At 34.8% G+C, this 16,922-nt stretch carries 21 protein-coding genes and 2 pseudogenes; 11 read left to right on the top strand and 12 right to left on the bottom strand.

Translation table 11 applies throughout. From position 1 onward, the window contains the following. Positions 1-263: 263 nt before the first annotated feature. The 5 genes and pseudogenes from JCM21714_RS22000 to JCM21714_RS14190 all read left to right on the top strand — a co-directional run. Positions 264-443, top strand: a complete 180-nt coding sequence (locus JCM21714_RS22000) for a hypothetical protein (protein ID WP_035725336.1) — start codon at positions 264-266, stop codon at positions 441-443. 117 nt (positions 444-560) lie between these two features. Next, entirely contained in the window at positions 561-1,532 is a 972-nt protein-coding gene (locus JCM21714_RS14200; protein WP_035725333.1) for a peptidylprolyl isomerase, read from the top strand. A gap of 82 nt (positions 1,533-1,614) precedes the next feature. Continuing rightward, positions 1,615-2,268 carry a hypothetical protein gene (locus JCM21714_RS24375; protein WP_369403605.1) on the top strand — a complete coding sequence of 218 codons (654 nt, stop codon included), beginning with the start codon at positions 1,615-1,617 and terminating at the stop codon, positions 2,266-2,268. Between the two features lie 16 nt (positions 2,269-2,284). Continuing rightward, on the top strand, positions 2,285-2,848 hold the full coding sequence (locus JCM21714_RS24370; protein ID WP_369403604.1) for a hypothetical protein: 564 nt from the start codon (positions 2,285-2,287) through the stop codon (positions 2,846-2,848). Between the two features lie 83 nt (positions 2,849-2,931). Next, positions 2,932-3,523, top strand: a pseudogene (locus JCM21714_RS14190) (DedA family protein); the annotation flags it as partial. A gap of 58 nt (positions 3,524-3,581) precedes the next feature. Here JCM21714_RS14190 and JCM21714_RS14185 read toward each other — a convergent pair. The 11 genes and pseudogenes from JCM21714_RS14185 to JCM21714_RS14135 form a co-directional block, all read right to left on the bottom strand. After that, entirely contained in the window at positions 3,582-3,983 is a 402-nt protein-coding gene (locus JCM21714_RS14185) for a GNAT family N-acetyltransferase (RefSeq protein WP_084040837.1), read from the bottom strand. A gap of 67 nt (positions 3,984-4,050) precedes the next feature. Beyond that, positions 4,051-5,328, bottom strand: a complete 1,278-nt coding sequence (locus tag JCM21714_RS14180; RefSeq protein WP_035725330.1) for an ATP-binding protein — start codon at positions 5,326-5,328, stop codon at positions 4,051-4,053. Between the two features lie 19 nt (positions 5,329-5,347). After that, entirely contained in the window at positions 5,348-6,268 is a 921-nt protein-coding gene (locus tag JCM21714_RS14175; protein ID WP_035725328.1) for a hypothetical protein, read from the bottom strand. A 140-nt stretch (positions 6,269-6,408) separates the two neighbouring features. Beyond that, on the bottom strand, positions 6,409-6,687 hold the full coding sequence (locus JCM21714_RS14170; protein WP_035725326.1) for a hypothetical protein: 279 nt from the start codon (positions 6,685-6,687) through the stop codon (positions 6,409-6,411). Then, positions 6,668-6,904, bottom strand: coding sequence for an ATP-binding protein (locus tag JCM21714_RS14165; protein ID WP_035725323.1), 237 nt, complete (start codon positions 6,902-6,904; stop codon positions 6,668-6,670). Before JCM21714_RS14165 ends, JCM21714_RS14170 begins: the two co-directional genes overlap by 20 nt. A gap of 4 nt (positions 6,905-6,908) precedes the next feature. Beyond that, complete coding sequence (locus JCM21714_RS14160; RefSeq protein WP_035725320.1) at positions 6,909-7,103, bottom strand: hypothetical protein; 195 nt, start codon at positions 7,101-7,103, stop codon at positions 6,909-6,911. Continuing rightward, on the bottom strand, positions 7,075-8,145 hold the full coding sequence (locus JCM21714_RS14155) for a metallophosphoesterase family protein (RefSeq protein ID WP_052000746.1): 1,071 nt from the start codon (positions 8,143-8,145) through the stop codon (positions 7,075-7,077). Before JCM21714_RS14155 ends, JCM21714_RS14160 begins: the two co-directional genes overlap by 29 nt. Before the next feature lie 257 nt (positions 8,146-8,402). Further along, positions 8,403-9,676 (bottom strand): annotated as a pseudogene (locus JCM21714_RS14150) (ABC transporter permease). Further along, positions 9,669-10,571, bottom strand: a complete 903-nt coding sequence (locus tag JCM21714_RS14145) for an ABC transporter ATP-binding protein (protein WP_035725319.1) — start codon at positions 10,569-10,571, stop codon at positions 9,669-9,671. Before JCM21714_RS14145 ends, JCM21714_RS14150 begins: the two are co-directional and overlap by 8 nt. A 96-nt stretch (positions 10,572-10,667) precedes the next feature. Continuing rightward, positions 10,668-11,018, bottom strand: coding sequence for a YlbF/YmcA family competence regulator (locus JCM21714_RS14140; protein ID WP_035725317.1), 351 nt, complete (start codon positions 11,016-11,018; stop codon positions 10,668-10,670). Positions 11,019-11,087: 69 nt separating this feature from the next. Beyond that, positions 11,088-12,221 (bottom strand): DUF445 family protein, encoded by a 1,134-nt coding sequence (locus tag JCM21714_RS14135; RefSeq protein ID WP_035725315.1) that lies wholly within the window; start codon positions 12,219-12,221, stop codon positions 11,088-11,090. Between the two features lie 85 nt (positions 12,222-12,306). On the opposite strand from JCM21714_RS14135, the gene JCM21714_RS14130 reads away from it, so the two are divergent. From JCM21714_RS14130 to JCM21714_RS14110, 6 genes are all read left to right on the top strand, one after another. Continuing rightward, positions 12,307-13,590: a YheC/YheD family protein gene (locus JCM21714_RS14130; RefSeq protein WP_035725313.1), complete on the top strand. Its 1,284-nt coding sequence runs from the start codon at positions 12,307-12,309 to the stop codon at positions 13,588-13,590. Between the two features lie 45 nt (positions 13,591-13,635). Then, entirely contained in the window at positions 13,636-13,821 is a 186-nt protein-coding gene (locus JCM21714_RS14125; protein ID WP_035725311.1) for a hypothetical protein, read from the top strand. 247 nt (positions 13,822-14,068) lie between these two features. Continuing rightward, positions 14,069-14,458 (top strand): hypothetical protein, encoded by a 390-nt coding sequence (locus JCM21714_RS21995; protein WP_235182894.1) that lies wholly within the window; start codon positions 14,069-14,071, stop codon positions 14,456-14,458. Further along, positions 14,388-14,963 carry a PucR family transcriptional regulator gene (locus tag JCM21714_RS21990; protein WP_235182893.1) on the top strand — a complete coding sequence of 192 codons (576 nt, stop codon included), beginning with the start codon at positions 14,388-14,390 and terminating at the stop codon, positions 14,961-14,963. The genes JCM21714_RS21995 and JCM21714_RS21990 overlap by 71 nt, the downstream gene beginning before the upstream one ends. Positions 14,964-15,337: 374 nt before the next feature. Then, positions 15,338-15,565, top strand: coding sequence for a hypothetical protein (locus tag JCM21714_RS21985; protein WP_235182892.1), 228 nt, complete (start codon positions 15,338-15,340; stop codon positions 15,563-15,565). 169 nt (positions 15,566-15,734) lie between these two features. Beyond that, positions 15,735-15,992, top strand: a complete 258-nt coding sequence (locus JCM21714_RS14110) for a hypothetical protein (protein ID WP_035725308.1) — start codon at positions 15,735-15,737, stop codon at positions 15,990-15,992. 106 nt (positions 15,993-16,098) lie between these two features. On the opposite strand, the gene JCM21714_RS20395 is transcribed toward JCM21714_RS14110, so the two are convergent. Further along, positions 16,099-16,242 (bottom strand): hypothetical protein, encoded by a 144-nt coding sequence (locus tag JCM21714_RS20395; protein ID WP_162833708.1) that lies wholly within the window; start codon positions 16,240-16,242, stop codon positions 16,099-16,101. Positions 16,243-16,922: the final 680 nt, after the last annotated feature.

Below are 16,922 nucleotides of genomic sequence, written 5' to 3'. Positions count from 1 at the left end.
AAAACTAAAATCCGAACGATAACGATCGTTCGGATTTTTTAATTGCACAACAGGAAGAGAATGATGACTATAATTAGAGTCTTATGACTCGGTATCTCAACGTAAGCCTCTGCCTCTTCTTCAATGAACAAAATTTCTTTTTTGTTTTTCCTAGCATGATATAATGGCAACATACATATTTTTCTACTAATTTAGAGAAGTCATACTGTTCAAAACTATATTTTTTTGTTAAAGTAATGAAGTAGATTAAGGAGGTAAGTTTCATGCTATTCGTTTTCGTTATGTTTGCATTTTTCATTTTATTTATATTTAACTCATTAACCATGAGACTGTGTTTGCAAACAGAGATGTCCCAAGAAAAACAACCAAATGTATTCCGTACCATTAATATTTTAATTACGATTCTTTTAGTTTCATCATATGTTGAAGTAATTTACACATGATAAAAATGAGTAAAAACAATGTAATATATAGTTATACTGTTTTTTTTAATTAAAAGTATGTTATATTATTGCAAGAGTTAAAAATAGTATTAGTAAATAATTAGGAGTGTAGGTAAAATGAAAAAAATAGCAATCACAGCAACAGTTGCAGCAAGTATCTTTGCACTTTCAGCGTGCTCATCTGATGAGTCTGAAACAGTAGTGACAACAGATTCAGGTGATATCACGAAAGAAGCGTTTTATGAAGAATTAAAAGCTGAGAATGGTGATCAGGTTCTTCAAAAATTGGTATTAGAAACTATTCTTGAAGATAAATACGATGTATCCGAAGAAGAAGTAGATGAAGAAATTCAAACATTTAAAGATCAATATGGAGAACAATTTGAAACCATTTTAAATCAAATTGGCTATGAAAACGAAGAAGCTTTTCGTGAAGACATACGAGTGAATCTTTTACAGGAAAAGGCTGCTACTGAAGATATAGAAGTAACAGATGAGGAAATCGAAAAACGTTATGAGCGTATTCAATATGATTTAGTCGCAAGCCATATTCTAGTAGATAATGAAGAAACAGCAAAAGAAGTGAAAGAAAAATTAGACAATGGAGCTGATTTTGCTGAGTTAGCAAAAGAATATTCCTCGGACGGAAGTGCTGAGGATGGCGGAGACTTAGGTCAATTCGGAAAAGGTAAGATGGTTCCTGGATTTGAAGATGCTGCTTATAATCTTGAAGTAGGGGAAATTAGTGAACCTGTTCAAACAGAAAATGGTTTCCATATTATTAAGGTCACAGATCGCATTGAAGTTGAGGATGCAGAACCACTTGAAGATGTTAAAAATCAATTAACTCGTGAAATTGCACAAACTAAAATTGATCAGACTGCTTTTCAAACAAAAATTCAGGACTTAATCGCAAATGCTAAAATAGATGTAAAAATTGATGAATTTAAAGATCTATTTAAACAGCCTGAAGCACCGGAAACAGAGACTTCAGAAGAACCAACTTCAGAAGAAGAAACTGGCAATGCAGATGAAGAAGCGAACACCACTGAAGAAGAATCTGGCAGTACGGAAGAACAAACAGAATAATAAAACAACCAAAACCCTATCTTCATCGAGAATGAGGATAGGGTTTCTTATATAATAGATCTACCAGATTGGAGTGATTTATGTGACTAACACCAACTATTTTTATGATATGATCCCGATCAATTATCAATTAACGGATAAGCAAAAAGAACATGTGCTATCATCCTTTCCACCACCAACTTTGCCAGACAACATAAAAGGATTACAATTAAATGATTTAACAAAAGGTTCTGCAGTGTCTACAAGAGTTTTATTGAATGATTTTGAAGTTAAGAAAACAAAAACTAATAAATCCTTCTTAAAACTATCACTAAGTGATCAAAGTGGGAATATTTCAGCTAAGATGTGGGATAACAATGGTGAGGTAGAGGCTATGCTTCCCATATTAGAACAAGAAGGCGTCTTTGATATTCGAGGTCAGGTCGACGAGTTTAATGGCTTTAAGAGTGTAACCATTTATGACTTGACACCTTGTAAAGATACGATCGATCCTTTTACACTTTTAGCTTACACCAAACAAGACATACAGCAATTAACGGAAGAATTGTTTGCATATCTATATGAATTAAAAGATCCATATCAACAAATTACATTTCGAGCAATGGATCATTTATGGGAAGCATTTCGTTTGAGCCCTGCCGCAAAAGGGTACCATCATAATTATCTAGGGGGGGCTTTTAAAACATACTGTTGGACTGATGCGCTTCTGCAAATACATAACAATACAGGAAGATAATCCTTTCCGTGCGGTAATGAAACTGATACACAAAGTGGAGACTCAATTTAAACAAGAGATTTGGGAGTCACTTAAAGACGATGGGCAACGTTCTCATTTTGTCTGGAAAGACTCGATTGATCATTTATATCACATGTTACAAGGAATGTCTGAATATAAATTTAAAGAAATTAATTATGATGCTTTAATAACGAGTATTTTATTCCATGATATCGGTAAGTTAGCCGAATACGATTATGCAGGTAAATCGATGGACATTTTTAACTTTCTATATCCTACGGCATCGTTTGAAGATACTACTCGTAAACAAGCTGGAATTGCTATGGATCCACTAGGTGTTACAATCGGGCATATTCCTTATGGTGTATTAGTATTATCTAGAGTAATCGAGCATAATCAAATTACTATCAGTATGGAAGCTATTCATTTAATGTCTCATTGTATTTTGTGCCATCATGGTCTACCAGAATGGGGGGGCAGCGCCATTCGTAAGCCCCTTAATCTAGAGGGCTATATTATTCATATTGTTGATTACTTGGATAGCAGGTATGAGAATACAGAAGCAGATCATGAAAAATAAAGAAATGATATAAATCTTACTGTATATCTAGAAATTATAATCGGAAAAATTTTTTTAAATTTTAGGCAAAGGGGGGGTATGCAATGGAACAATGGCTGATTGAAATAATGAATGATTACGGTTATATTGGAATACTATTCTTAATCACCATGGAGAATATTTTTCCACCGATTCCGTCCGAAGTTATCTTAACCTTTAGCGGCTATCTCACCACAACTTCATCGTTGCATATAGTGGGGGGGTTATTATAGCATCAACAGGTGGATCTGTATTAGGAGCGATCATTTTATATAGTATAGGCTTGCAATTAGATGTGCAACGATTAGAAAAAATAATTGAAAAATGGGGGGGACATATCCTTCGCGTTAAAAAAACAGACATATATAGAGCTGACGCATGGTTTGATAAATATGGCTACTGGACCGTTTTCTTTTGTCGTTTTGTACCTGTGATCAGGAGCTTAATTTCAATTCCTGCCGGGATGTCAAATATGAATATTCGCTTATTCTTATTATTTACGACTCTCGGGACATTAATCTGGAATACAATACTAGTCTATTTAGGTGCTACCTAGGTGCTTCCTGGGACGAAATATTAGCTTACATGGAAGTATACTCTACTGCTATTTATGTAGTGTTATTCATCCTGGTGATTTTGCTGTTACTTAAGTTTTTCTGCAGAAAAAATAAAGGGGGAATTGCCGCTTTTATGCTGCAATTCTCCTTTATTTTTATTATTTTTGTCTCGGAATTTTATACCCATTATCGATTTTATCAAATCCGATTTTTGGATAATAATCAATTGCAGTCGGTGAGGATAGTAATATTAACGCGACATTCTCGTTTAAAAGTTGTTGTACACGTTGAATTAATAATTTTCCAATCCCTTGCTTTTGATAACTCTGGTCAACAGCCAAGTCTGAAAGATAACAGCAGTAGCTGAAATCTGTCAAGCCTCTTGCCACTCGAATTAGTTTCTCTTCATCCCATGCCGTTAACAAGATATTCGCGTGATCTAACATTTGCTGCAGACGATCCAGATCATCATAAGGTCTTTTAATTCCAGATTTTTCAAAAATATTTGCAAGATCGATAGGTATAATCGTACAATCATCTTTATACAGAATATCGTTCAATCTCGCCACTCCCTCTACTTTATGTCATATTTAAGTCTGACATAATCGCACAATAAATTTCTAATTATTATAATACGATTTTTGCTGTTTCTGTCTTATTTGCCGTAAAATAAAATACTTGATGTTGCTGACTAATTTCTTCTAATAACTCCAGTACTCTTTCTTTGCGACCTGCATCAAAATGTACAAAACCATCATCGATTAAAAAAGGGAAAGCAAATCGATCGGCCATCACATGACTGAGAGAGAATCGAAGCGCAATATATAATTGATCTTTCGTCGCCTGAGATAACTCCGCTACATCATACTGAAACCCTTCCTTATCTTCTACCAAAATATTTTTATTGTCTTCTATATAAATACTCGGATAACGTTCGATCGTCAGACGGTTAAAATAGCTACTCGCTTTTTCGAAAATCATCGGCATATATTTCTCTGAATAGCTTGTTTTCGCTTTAATGAGCTTGGATTGGGCTATTTGCTGAATTGCCCATTTCCTAGCTAATTCAGATAGTTTTTCTTGTTTAAGTGATAACTGATGATTTATAATCGATACTTCCTCTTTTGATTCTAATAGTTCGATTGCTGCCTTACGGTCACTCAGATTCTTCTGTAACTGATTAATTGCTTTTTCACTTTTCTCTAATTTCTTTTTTGATTCTTTCATGTGGATATTTAAAGTATTTTTGTCTGAAAATTGACCATTCGCAAAGTCAATAATTGTCTGTTCCTCAAATATTACACTTAAACTGTCGTGAAGCTGATTCACCTTGTGTGCTGTTGCAGCAATTTGATTGAATTGTTCTCCCTTTTTGATAAACTGTTCTTCCATCTCTACCTGAGCATGCGCCATTAACTGATTGATTTCATTTAAGTATGGCTGTTGCTTTTCTCTGCATTGATCAAGCTGATAGGATAAATCCTTTAGGCGATCAGCTAAACGTATTGCTTCATTATGTTTATCTGTTTCTATTTGCAATACTTCAGCGAGATTTTGATCTAAATCAATCGGAAGAGCGGTGAGTTCCCGTTCTTTTTGTTGTTTGATTTGATCTAATTTAGTTAAGTCAGCTTTTATTTGCTGGAATACAGTTAATCTTTCTTTTTGCATCATCAATTGTTGATACAATTTTGCCCAATAAGCAATATCTACCATTTTCAAAAAAGGAAATTGTGTTTGTTGATCACGAATTTTAATATCAATCTGTTCTAATTGTTCCATCAAAAAGGTAGTCCTTGCCTCTAACTTTAATTGCTCACTCCGATGGTGCTGTAAATTTTTTTCAAGAGAATTAATCCGTTCTTTTTGTTTCTCGTTCTTTTCTATTTGTTGCTTTTTTTCCACTCGTTCCTTTTCACTTAATCTAATTGATTTTGCCTGTACAGGGGGCTAACCATTTTTTCATAACTTGACCATAGATTCTCATGACGACATATTGGAGAAAGGAAAGAAAAGCGATAATTCCACCCCCCCACATCCAATCGGTAAGGAAAAGGAAGCCTATAGATATCAAAAGTCCTACCATAAATATAATCATCGAACTCTTTGATTGCTGACGATACTGCTTCTGCCATTTTTGAAACCGTAATTGCTGATTTTCTTGTTCTCTAGTTAAGTCTGCTTCTACCAATTCCTGCTTATAGTTAGCGATAATACTGGAGTCGATTAATTGTTCACTCTCATGTTGAATTTGTTGTTCGAAATCATTCATGATGTTTTGATTGGATGCCTGATCGTTTTCTACATATCGCTGTTCCAACTCTATCTTTTCGATTTTTTTCGATAGTTCTGTCCACAGTTCTTCCAAATAGAAAGGTAAAGAAATTTCTTCCAATTCATCAAAGGTGAGATTGATTTGTATGGAGAGAAGCTTATCTGTAATTTCCTTACGAATCTCAGCAAGCTTATTAGCTGCTCCCTCTTGTTTTTCATTTAAATACTTCATTTCTTCTCTTAAGTCAATCACATATTCTAATTGCTTCCGTTCTTCATCTGATAACAAACTAAGAGTGTTAAGTCCTTGTTCAACTTCTTTCATATTTTTTTCAATAATGCGTTGTTCACTTTGCAATGGTAAGAGCTGTTCTTTCCATTGATTAAATCTTTCTATCCCATCCGTTGGAAAAGCTAATCCAGACGGTAGACGCTTAAGATTAGTAGATGCCAGGTAATAGTCTTCGATCAATTGATAGTGAGCGCTTCTTTTTTCAAGCTGTTGAAGATCTGCTACCACGTGTTGTTTCGCTATTATTTCATTGTCTAGATTCGATTCTAAAATACCCATTTCTTCCAATTGAACGCGATAGGTTGCTTCTTCTTGTTTTGCTTTGACTAGCCGTTCTTTTAATTCGATTAGCTCTTGAAATAATTGATTGATTTCCGGTTTTTTTCCATATGGTTTAAATAACTCTGTGATATTTTTGTCTAATTTTTTTCTGCCTGATAAATACGATCTGAGCCTGACATCCCAATCGCAATGAGTACTTCATGGATCGCCTGATTATCAACATGCTGGATCTGCTGAAGATCGATTGCATCAAAGCTGAATATTGCTTCATACTGGGCGCGATCAATTCCTTTTAACTGTTCTTGTAACCAGTCTTCATCTTTCCTTTCCCCCCCAGCGACAGAGACCTGCGCATTATTTTTATTTTTTCCATCGACTCGTTCAATTGTGACGACCTTAGAGGATAGACCTGACACCGTCATTCTTCCACCTAAGACAGTTCCTTTTTGGTATGTAATACTTAAGTTTAGCGAGTTTTTCTCCAAATAACATATATAATATAAACTGTCTTAGAGTAGATTTTCCCGATTCATTGTTGCCAATAATTTTAATAATTTCATTAGAATCTGGAAAAGAAAACTGCTGATCCTGCCACTTTCCAAAGCCATATATATGTACACTATCAATACGCATGAAATCACACCTCCTTTTCATGTAATAGCCGATCTAATAATTGCTCTGCTTGATTCAGGTATGTTTCTAGATCTTTATCGTCCAGCTTGTCCAGCCATTTCCGTCCTTCCGGATGCTGCCAAAGATTGGCGATCATTTCGGGGGGGACTTCATTTTTGTTAGAAAAAGCTTCAGCTAGTTCTCTTAAGAAACCCCCCATCTTCCATCCACTCGGTCCGTTGGTGTTTCATTTCCCATTTATATCCACTAATATATATCCAATCTTTTGCTTCAGCTGATTGATTAATGACCTCGATTAACTCATCTAACGATCCGTTAACAATCCATTCATGAACCATATCTGAGACATTCTTTAACTCCAGTTCAACAAAATATTTCCCTGGTGATGAAATACATTCATTTAAGCTCGCTTCAATTTGCTCTAAAGCCTGGTACTTTTCTGACCATTGTTCCGTTTGAATCGTACATCTCTCAAACTTAATCGAGTGTAAGGGTTGAAATTCAAAGTTTTGCTCTGTTTCCGAGAGGGTGACAAGGTAGCATCCTTTTTCTCCTGTTTCCTTCATGGATCTGCCTTGCATATTACCTGGATAGATTACGGCTGGTTGTTCCGACAAAATTGCTCGTTTATGGATATGTCCCAGTGCCCAATAATCAAATCCTGCTTGTTTCAATTCCGAAAGCTGAAATGGTGCATAACGTGCATGTTCCTCGCTATCAGCATTCCCGGCAGTTCCGTGAAGCGTAGCGATATGATAGATATTTTGGTCTGTTTTATGATAGTTAGATGCTTTATTTTCGATAACCGCTCGTTCTTGATAACTAAAGCCATAAACTCTCGCTACAGGTTGATGTTCTTTTATCATATCGAAGTATGTTATTTCTTCTTTGTCAAAAACGTAAACATTATCAGGATAGTTTCTGGGAAACGTCTGACTGTTAAGATAATCATGGTTACCAAAAGACATATACACCTTGATATCGTACTCGTCCAATCGTTCAAAAGCTTTTTTTATTGCGATGTGTGCTCGCATGCTTTGTTCTTCCTGATCAAAAACATCACCAACCATGAGCACAAAGTCTACTTTTCTCTGAATGGCAAGGTTAGTAAGATTGGTTAATGCTATAAATGTGCTTTCTCGAATATTTTTTAAAATAGGTGAAGGAATATCACTTAATCCTTTAAATGGACTATCCAAATGTAGGTCCGCACAATGAATAAAAGTTATTTGTTTTTTCATAGGATTCACCTGCCTTTGTTTATATTGTAGCAGAGCACGAAATAGAATGCACGTTCGATTATTGTATTGCAATAGATAAAACTTCTTTATTCCATTCTTCCCCCCCATTAAAATGAAAGACACTTTTTCTGTTTTTTCTCTTTTTTTGTCTCTCATCGGTCGAACTTATTGTTAATGAATCGGAGCAACTCATTTTGTCTTCGCTTATTATGAAAAAAGCTATTTCGCTCCAACTGCGAAATAGCTTTCTCTACATTTTATTCTTTTTTCGATAATTGTAATGCCTTTTTAAAATCCTTTAGTGATGTCGAGGTGCCATACATCAATACGCCTCCGCGGTAAACTCTGGCACCAACTACTGCGAATAATATAATAGTTGCGATTAAGATTAGTATACTTAGACCAATTTCCCAAAATGGAATATCCAATAACCCCCCCACACGCAAAAACATCGAAAGTGGTGAGAAAAAAGGTATATAAGAAGAAACCACAACAATAGTGGATTCCGGCATGTTCAAGCCAAACATCGTAATCATGAAAGCTGCCACAATCAGCAATGTTACTGGCATCATTAACTGCTGTACATCCTCTGTTCGACTAACTAATGAACCTAGCATTGCCGCTAATGTAGCATATAAGAAATAGCCTAACAGAAAAAAGACCACTGCATATACAAACGTAGAGGGACTTATATCAGATAAACCGAAAAATTCAAAGAATCCACCAACTAATTCATCCTGCTTCTGTACGATTACAAGATAACCTACGACGAGGAATGCTAAAATCTGAGTTAATCCCACTAAACCAATTCCTAAGATTTTTGCAAACATCTGGCTGACTGGAGAAGAACTCGAAATCAATATTTCCATGACTCGTGACGTTTTTTCATTCGCAATATCCATCGCAATCATATTACCATATGCGATCACGGTGAAATATAGCAAAAATAAGATCACATATACTAAGCCTCGTGCCCCGCTTAATTCTTCTTCCGTTTTCACATCTGAAGTTTCTCCATCACCAGATGCTATTAATTTATTTTCAAACGGGATGGGTTCATAAATACTAGCTATAATGGCTGGATCTATTCCAGATTGATTGGTTGCTATTTCTACTTTCATCTGTTGCAGTTCATTTTGCAATCTCATTTCAATCGATTGAGTTGAATAGTCTGCGCTATGATAAACGGCAGACGGTAAGCCATCAGCAGATTCGGTAATTTCAATTGCAGATACATAACTTTCATCAAGTACAGCTTCTTTAGCTTCGTCCAAGCTACCATCAAAACGTTGAATATCAAAATTTGCATCACCTGCAGTTAGTCTTGCTTCTAATTGCTGATACATGTCTTCATTTTCTGTGACAACAGCAATCTGATCCCCCTCGCGTCCGACTCAAACATATCAATAATCGATTGAATATTGGCCATTACTATAATAAATAATAGAAAAATTGCGGTAGTAATAATAAATGATTTTGATTTTATCTTTGACATAAAGGTGTGGGAAAACACAATCCAAAATTTATTCATATGCCGCACCTGCTTTCTCAATAAAGATATCATTTAAGCTAGGCTCATCTAGTTCAAACTTGCGAACAAAGCCCTTTCCGATTAATTGCTCTAAGATATGCTGTGAAATATCTTCATTCTCAATTTGACAAAGTGCGCGATCTGCAAGGTACTTCACTTTCACTACACCAGGAATTCTTTCGACAAAGTCAAGATTGAAATCTGCTTGTATCGATAAGTTTTTCTTGCCAAATGACCGTTTGATTTCACGAATATCTCCATGAAGTATTGGTTTACCATGCTGCATCATACATAAATGCTGACATAGCTCCTCGACATGTTCCATCCGGTGGGAAGAAAAGACAATTGATGTACCATTTTCTTTTAACTCTACTACTGCCTCTTTTAGCAGTTCGACATTTACCGGGTCTAATCCGGAAAAAGGTTCATCTAAAATAAGTAGTTGTGGTTTATGTATGACTGCTGAGATAAACTGAATTTTTTGCTGATTCCCCCCCTTAGATAATTCTTCAACTTTCATATCCATGTATTGAGGTACTTTTAATCGATCAAGCCATTTTGTTAATTCTTCTATAACATCCTGCTTTGTCATCCCTCTAAGTTTTCCTAAATAAATAAGTTGCTCTCTAACTTTTAATTTTGGATATAAGCCTCTTTCTTCTGGGAGATAGCCAATTAGATCACTCTTACTGTAATCTATTTTCTGCTCTCTCCATGTGATGGTTCCAGATGATTGATCTAAAAGATTTAAGATCATTCGAAATGTTGTGGTTTTACCAGCACCGTTTGCACCAAGAAATCCAAATATTTGATTATCAGGAATCTCTAAGGATAGATTATCTACCGCGGTAAAAGACCCGAATTTCTTTGTAACATTCTCTAATTTTAATGTCATCTTCCCTCACTCCTTCCACATTATATACGGATAACAAATCAAAATTGTTTCAAAAAAATGAGTTACAGCTCAAATTTGCTGTAACTCATATCTGTTTTATTGTTCCTGTGCTCCATATAATTCTTCTAGTGGTTTCGTAATAATGCGACTAATATCATTGATCAACACATTAAGGCGTTGTTCTTGTTCCATTAGTTGAGAAATATCTTCATGTTGTTGAACTAACTCTACAACCTGTTTGGCTTTTTCAACTTCATCTTCTGTAATTTCCTCTCCTTGCATTTGCTTTTGTTGTAATTCCAATTGCGTATTACGGAAATTATCGAACATTTGTTTAGAACTAGGATCTGCCATTACTTTATCATAAGCAGCTTTTAAATCCTTGAATTCTTCACTTTCCTGAATCGCATTTTCTAACTGATGTGCATTGTCATAAATAGTTGACATAAAATAAAATCCTCCTAAAATAGTTACATCTTATCTTGCTTGCGTATACCTTCTCACTATATCAAAGATTTAAATCACGATAAAGATAAGCGCCTGAATAAATCCAATCAATCCACCTAATAAGGCTCCTAAATAGGTAATCAGCTTAAATTCCTTTCGCGAAATCGATAATATAATTTCTTCTATCCTTGAGGTTGGAAAAGATGTTACTTGCTTTTCCACCATTTTCTCGACTTCTAATTCCTTTAATATTCCTGGTATACTATCTGCTAATTTAGCAAACAATTGATTGACTGCCAAAGGCATTATTTTTTCTTTTATTTGAGAAGTAAAGGGGGGGATCAGTAATTCCTGTACTGGTTTTGTTAACCAGTCTTCTACCGGTATGTGTTGTTGAATAATCTCTCTCACCAATTGTTGTGTTTCTTGTTTTTCTAACACCGGTTCTATAAGTTGTACCTCTTGTTCCAATAAATTGGACCATTCTTCCTGTACTGCTCTTGAGAGCCATTTATAGCCATCTTCGGAACGCAAATAATCAATGACCAGTCGTTGAATTTTTAATGCTAGTTCGTCACTGCTAAACATCGATAATATCATATTACCTAAAAAGCCCCCCCTGGATTGTGCGTACTGCTGAATAACTATTTCAATTTTTTCACTTGTTTCTTCTTTATTTAGAAGCTCAATTCCCTTGTCTCTTATCAAAATAGCAACTTTTTCTATATCTTTCTCTGTCACTGCTTGTTCCAGCCATTGTTTGATGGGTGTCTGTTTATTCTGATTAAAAAAGTGATTTATCTGTTCTACTATTTTTTCTGCAATATTTTCCTTTAACTGGTTTGCATCCAACTTCATCTGAAATTTCTCAGCCAACTGCTGAAGAGAAGTCGTTTGTGTTAAAAAGACATCAAATTCCTTCTCTAATTTTTTTCGCAGCTGCTGATGTAACGAACGATCTTGCAGTTTTAGTTGAATGCTGTCTATCGTTAATAAATGATTTACGACTAGTTGACCTAATTGTATAGCTAATTGATCACGTCGTTTTGGGATTACCCCCCCAGGCGTAAAAGGAACTTTCCATTTGCCGATGTATTTTGCTTCATAAGGTCTGAATAGCATTTTAATAGCAATCGAATTGGTCAATCCTCCAATAAAGCTACCGACAGCTACCATTACCAATATTATAATTAAATTTTCCAATTGATACTTCCACCTTTCATTATGTATAGTTCGTCCAGCTTTCGCATATAATGAATTACCTTTCCCAAGGAAAGAAGGTTCCAAAATGCGAAGAATTTTACAAATTAAAGTTTATCATAATCAAAAAAACAGAATTATTGTCCCTAAGAATGAATATTTTCTCATAAAGGATATCACTTCTATTCAGCTGGGCTTTAACAAAGTGCCATGTGAAGTATTGAGTCACAAGCAAAATTTAAATACGATCTATGTGTCCTCCTCCATTGGGAAGCAACTCAACATACGAGACCAAGCACAAATAATCATTTATCCTCAAGATAACAGCTGTATTTTCTATTATTTATTTGGTGTTTTTCTACATCGTGAGCTAAACTATTCAAAGTATCAAAATCTCTATCAAATGATGGCTAGAATTGGTGAAACGCTTGGATTTGGAGTCTTCCTGTTTTCCAGTAAACAAATTAATTACGACTCACAAACCGTAAATGGATATCTTTTGCGACAATCGGAGTGGGACATGATCGAAATAAGTGTTCCATCTCTCATTTATAATCGTATTCCTAATCGAGTTATAGAAAATCATCCACAGGTCATCAAAGCAAAAAACTATTTATCAGCAACTTCCATTATATTTAATTCTGATTTTTTACACAAATGGCAAGTGTATGATCAGTTAAAAAAATCTAATGAGTTCAATTATTTATTACCAGAGGTCGTGCTCCGTCCCTCCTTAGAAACTATTGATCAATCACTCGCAGACCATCCTATTTATTTAAAACCTTTGCATGACATCACTAAAGGTGCTATTTATTATTTAGAAAAAGTCGATGATCTGATATTTATGACATCTTATCCCAACATGATACGCAGGTATTCTGAAGATCTGAAAGCATTATATTATGAATATTTTCCGTATGTATGTGACCAATACTTCTTAGAAGATGCCATTCAGCATAAAGAAGTAAATGAGAGAGCATTCCATTTTCGTATTCATACATTAAAGAATAATAATGATTGGAACGTTGGATTATATTATGCCAAGGAGCATCCTTTAAGCTCCAATTCAAACATCCCAAACATTCTTTCCATGAACTCTCTTTTCGAAAAAAATGAAGCATTTTTGATCGCAAGAAAAATCTCGCACATAGCCACCCAGCTAAGTCATATTATTGAAAATAACATAAACGGAACCTATCGTGAATTAGGATTTGATATTGCTTTAGATCAGGAAAATAGACTTTGGATTGAAGAAGTATATTCCAAACCAAGTTGGGAAGTATTTAATGATCCACAGATGACGACGCAAGCTCAGGAATATTTCACACAGTTAATGGAATGGTCAATCACTGTTGCAAAAGACTTGGAATGATTTTCAGATTTTTGCTTATGCTAAGAATCGTAAGGAGGGATAGTGATGGCAAAGCCTTCATCAGATAGCGAAAGAGATGTACGTGAAAAATACGAGGTGGATGTCGATCGGATGATTAATGAGGGATTGGCTGGTGGCACTACCTATTCTCTTCATGATCGAATCCAAATCGAACAAGCAAGAAAATTACCAAAAGAAGATGAGCCATTCCCAGCTGGAACAGATGACTAGAGACTGAGACAAAAGTAATTTGATAAAAGGGAAATCCGAACGATATGCAAATTCTCTGATTAGAATTTACTATCATTCGGATTTTTCAATTGCATATAAGGAAGATTTTGTACACTAACTGATGAGGTAATTATGAAATCTTAATACTGCTTAACAAGCCGCTCCCGCTTGTCCGCTTATTAATTTAGAATTGCTGTGTTTTTTTGTTATACTAGTATTAAAAGATTGTGATGAAAGAGGCCTAAATATGTTAGAACAACTAAAAACTATGTTTCCAGATTTAATAACGATAACAGATGATACAACAATGGATACCGTAACCTATAAGTGGTACGTCACCAGTAGCAATGAAATTATAGGCTTTCCAAGAAATGAACTGACCAAAAGGGAATCAGATTTATTAGAAATCTTGTTAACACCATATAAGGCAAATCAGCATCCTACAACAGATCGCGAAAAAATGTGGATGGATATTTTATTTCACAAGGAATTTCCCAAGGATCAGATAGAAGAGAAATTATCTGATTTTAATTTTGTTTATTTTTCCTTATCAGACGAATCGATAGATGCTGAAGCATTTCGGGGAAGCAATTCATGGCTTGTTTCCACCTGGTACATCTATATTATGGGAGAATAATCATGAAGGTATTATTATTCAAGAAGGAAATCATTCAGAGGATTTCATATCTTACTCCGAAGTAATCGAAGTATTAACAACGGATTTTTATATGAATATTAAACTTTTTGTAGGACCAATTATAAATAATCAAAAAAAGGCTCCTGAATTTTATCATTGGATAAAAAAGTGTTATCACTTAACCAAACGTCATAATTATGACGTTCTACATTATATCGAAGCTATTCCTTACCTGTTTTTACATGATATTACAGATGAAGAGCAAAATATGATTTCAGATTCATTGTTAAGTGATGTGAAAGAGGATGAAGAGCTTTTAAAGACGGTTCGAGTTTTTTTAGAATCTAATTCCAATACAACACTTGCTGCGAAAAAAATGTACATGCACCGAAATAGCTTGCAATATCGTGTTGACAAATTCATCGAAAAAACAGGAATCGATGTAAAACAATTCGAAGGCGCCATCGCCATCTATCTATGCCTCATTATGCGGACAAAGTGGTAAAATAACCTATGACTTATAACTAAACTATGAAGTAACTGCTCTTTTTTGAAAGTTCGATAAGTGGAAACATAAGCTTCGTCCATTTACTTCGCTTTCCGCGGCAAAATAGAAAACAGGCATTGGATATTACCTTCTTGTCTTCGATTTTTAGGGTTTCTACCTTACTAAGTCAGACTTGAGGGTTGTATCCTCCTCCTATTTCCTCTCATCAAATCGTATGTGAGTTTTTCCCTCATATGGCTTTCCAACGTTCTTCTTCTTTCACATTAGAGGCTTCCCTTAGTCAAAGGTACAATGTTCTCTTAGAAGTTTTCGAGCTTTCACATTATAGGTGTAGTTAGCCAACTTACACTCACTCTTATCCCCCTCAAACAGTGGATAGAAAAGGAAAAGGTTATATGCTCCTCTATGCTTGCCGACCATTACTACGTTTTCCAATGTATTTACTGTTTTTCGCCATTGCCACAATCCCTTCTCTCAAAGAGGAGTTTTTACCGCGTCAAAGAGAATTATTCCTATTCCTTCCGTATAAAGGAGTGGTTGAAAAACATACAGTAGAAAAAATATTAAACGGATGTATCTCTATGGTAGAAGAAGGTTGACTGATTACTTGGCTACTACATAATATTTAATTGATCAAAGACATGAGTTTCTTGTTACTAGACGTCAAATTTTGACGAGTAAAAAAACTGATAAATTTCATTCAAAAGAAGGAAATAAATGAAATATGTAGAATTATATTAATATAACATTAATTTAGGAGGGTTATTAATGAAAAGAATTTCAAAGTGTTTGGTAGTCTTGATTGCAGTGGTTTTATTTGTTTCACCGATAACAGCCAGTGCGAGTACTTCATCAATAAGCAATGACAGTAACCAACAACAAGAGATTTTAACTCCTACTAATTATACTGATGATGCTCAGGTTTCTCCTAATGCTCTTCCTGCAATCCTTATAGGTATTGCAATAAGAGCATTGTGGAGACTTGGTCTACAAGAGTTGCACGATACTTATCAGAAAAAGGGATAGACGCATATTGTTCTAAATACGGTAACAGTGGTCCAAAAGTTGTTTCAGATTTAATTTGTAACTAAAATCAAAGGGATTACCATTAGGTAATCCCTTTGATTTATAATTAATATGGTGTATAAGTCCCTTTCAATTTATTTTTATAACGCTCTAGCTTTTTTATTTTTCTAAAAGTAATTAAAGAACAAATCGTAACAATTATTAACATCAATTCATGATCTTCCCACCTATTACCAATAATGTTTGGCATGTAATCCCTCCAAATTTTAAAATAATCAAACCGAACAAATTAACACATACTATTCTATAATTATCAATTTATTACAATATACTGAAATTATACCATCTATCCTTGTTGTCAATCAAATCTCTTAAAAACAATTTTTTCTTATCCCTTTCTTTAAACCTAGGTGCTCAATAAAGTATTTCTGAACATACGTAATTATGTTCTTCCCAATGTAATAGAAAAGTGATAGAAAAATGTGTAGAAGAGAAATGATGCCTCTCTCCCACTCTTACTCTTCAAACCTTTTTATATCAAAGTTTTACCAACTCTTTACCGTTGTTTTGGGTTGGTATAAATGTCAATGATAATATGTACACTTTTGGCAGTATAATATATCCCCTAGTCTTTTGAATTCTCCAAATAATGTAGATTCTACCTCACGAGAGACACCCTTGCCATTCGTTAACAGTTCCTTCTGCCAAGTCTGTAGTGGACTTTCACCACCTAGTTATAACCCATGCCGGGCGCACGATCCACTTGGTAAAGCGATTTTCTTTCTAAAGTTAGGCTGAAATCCCCCCTAGGAAAGGGATTGTTTTTCCGAAGCGCTGATTTTAAGCTCATCAAAAGTTTCCACAAGTTTATGTCTACCATTGATAAAAAATCGAGAGAATCAGGGGGTTACCTTATTCTTTTGACCAAGC

It is taken from the genome of Gracilibacillus boraciitolerans JCM 21714 (genome assembly GCF_000521485.1).
GTDB classification, from domain to species: Bacteria; Bacillota; Bacilli; order Bacillales; family Amphibacillaceae; genus Gracilibacillus; species Gracilibacillus boraciitolerans.
Note: the sequence above shows the minus strand (reverse complement) of the source record. Positions and strands in the feature narration are given on the sequence as shown.

Coding starts and splice junctions, on each gene's coding strand:
- JCM21714_RS21995 (WP_235182894.1), top strand. CDS start 14,069: ATGTTAGAACAACTAAAAACTATGTTTCCAGATTTAATAACGATAACA.
- JCM21714_RS14145 (WP_035725319.1), bottom strand. CDS start 10,571: ATGACATTAAAATTAGAGAATGTTACAAAGAAATTCGGGTCTTTTACC.
- JCM21714_RS24370 (WP_369403604.1), top strand. CDS start 2,285: ATGAAACTGATACACAAAGTGGAGACTCAATTTAAACAAGAGATTTGG.
- JCM21714_RS14110 (WP_035725308.1), top strand. CDS start 15,735: ATGAAAAGAATTTCAAAGTGTTTGGTAGTCTTGATTGCAGTGGTTTTA.
- JCM21714_RS14160 (WP_035725320.1), bottom strand. CDS start 7,103: ATGGGGGGTTTCTTAAGAGAACTAGCTGAAGCTTTTTCTAACAAAAAT.
- JCM21714_RS14155 (WP_052000746.1), bottom strand. CDS start 8,145: ATGAAAAAACAAATAACTTTTATTCATTGTGCGGACCTACATTTGGAT.
- JCM21714_RS22000 (WP_035725336.1), top strand. CDS start 264: ATGCTATTCGTTTTCGTTATGTTTGCATTTTTCATTTTATTTATATTT.
- JCM21714_RS21990 (WP_235182893.1), top strand. CDS start 14,388: ATGCTGAAGCATTTCGGGGAAGCAATTCATGGCTTGTTTCCACCTGGT.
- JCM21714_RS14175 (WP_035725328.1), bottom strand. CDS start 6,268: ATGGGTATTTTAGAATCGAATCTAGACAATGAAATAATAGCGAAACAA.
- JCM21714_RS14140 (WP_035725317.1), bottom strand. CDS start 11,018: ATGTCAACTATTTATGACAATGCACATCAGTTAGAAAATGCGATTCAG.
- JCM21714_RS14125 (WP_035725311.1), top strand. CDS start 13,636: ATGGCAAAGCCTTCATCAGATAGCGAAAGAGATGTACGTGAAAAATAC.
- JCM21714_RS14130 (WP_035725313.1), top strand. CDS start 12,307: ATGCGAAGAATTTTACAAATTAAAGTTTATCATAATCAAAAAAACAGA.
- JCM21714_RS14200 (WP_035725333.1), top strand. CDS start 561: ATGAAAAAAATAGCAATCACAGCAACAGTTGCAGCAAGTATCTTTGCA.
- JCM21714_RS14165 (WP_035725323.1), bottom strand. CDS start 6,904: ATGCGTATTGATAGTGTACATATATATGGCTTTGGAAAGTGGCAGGAT.
- JCM21714_RS20395 (WP_162833708.1), bottom strand. CDS start 16,242: ATGCCAAACATTATTGGTAATAGGTGGGAAGATCATGAATTGATGTTA.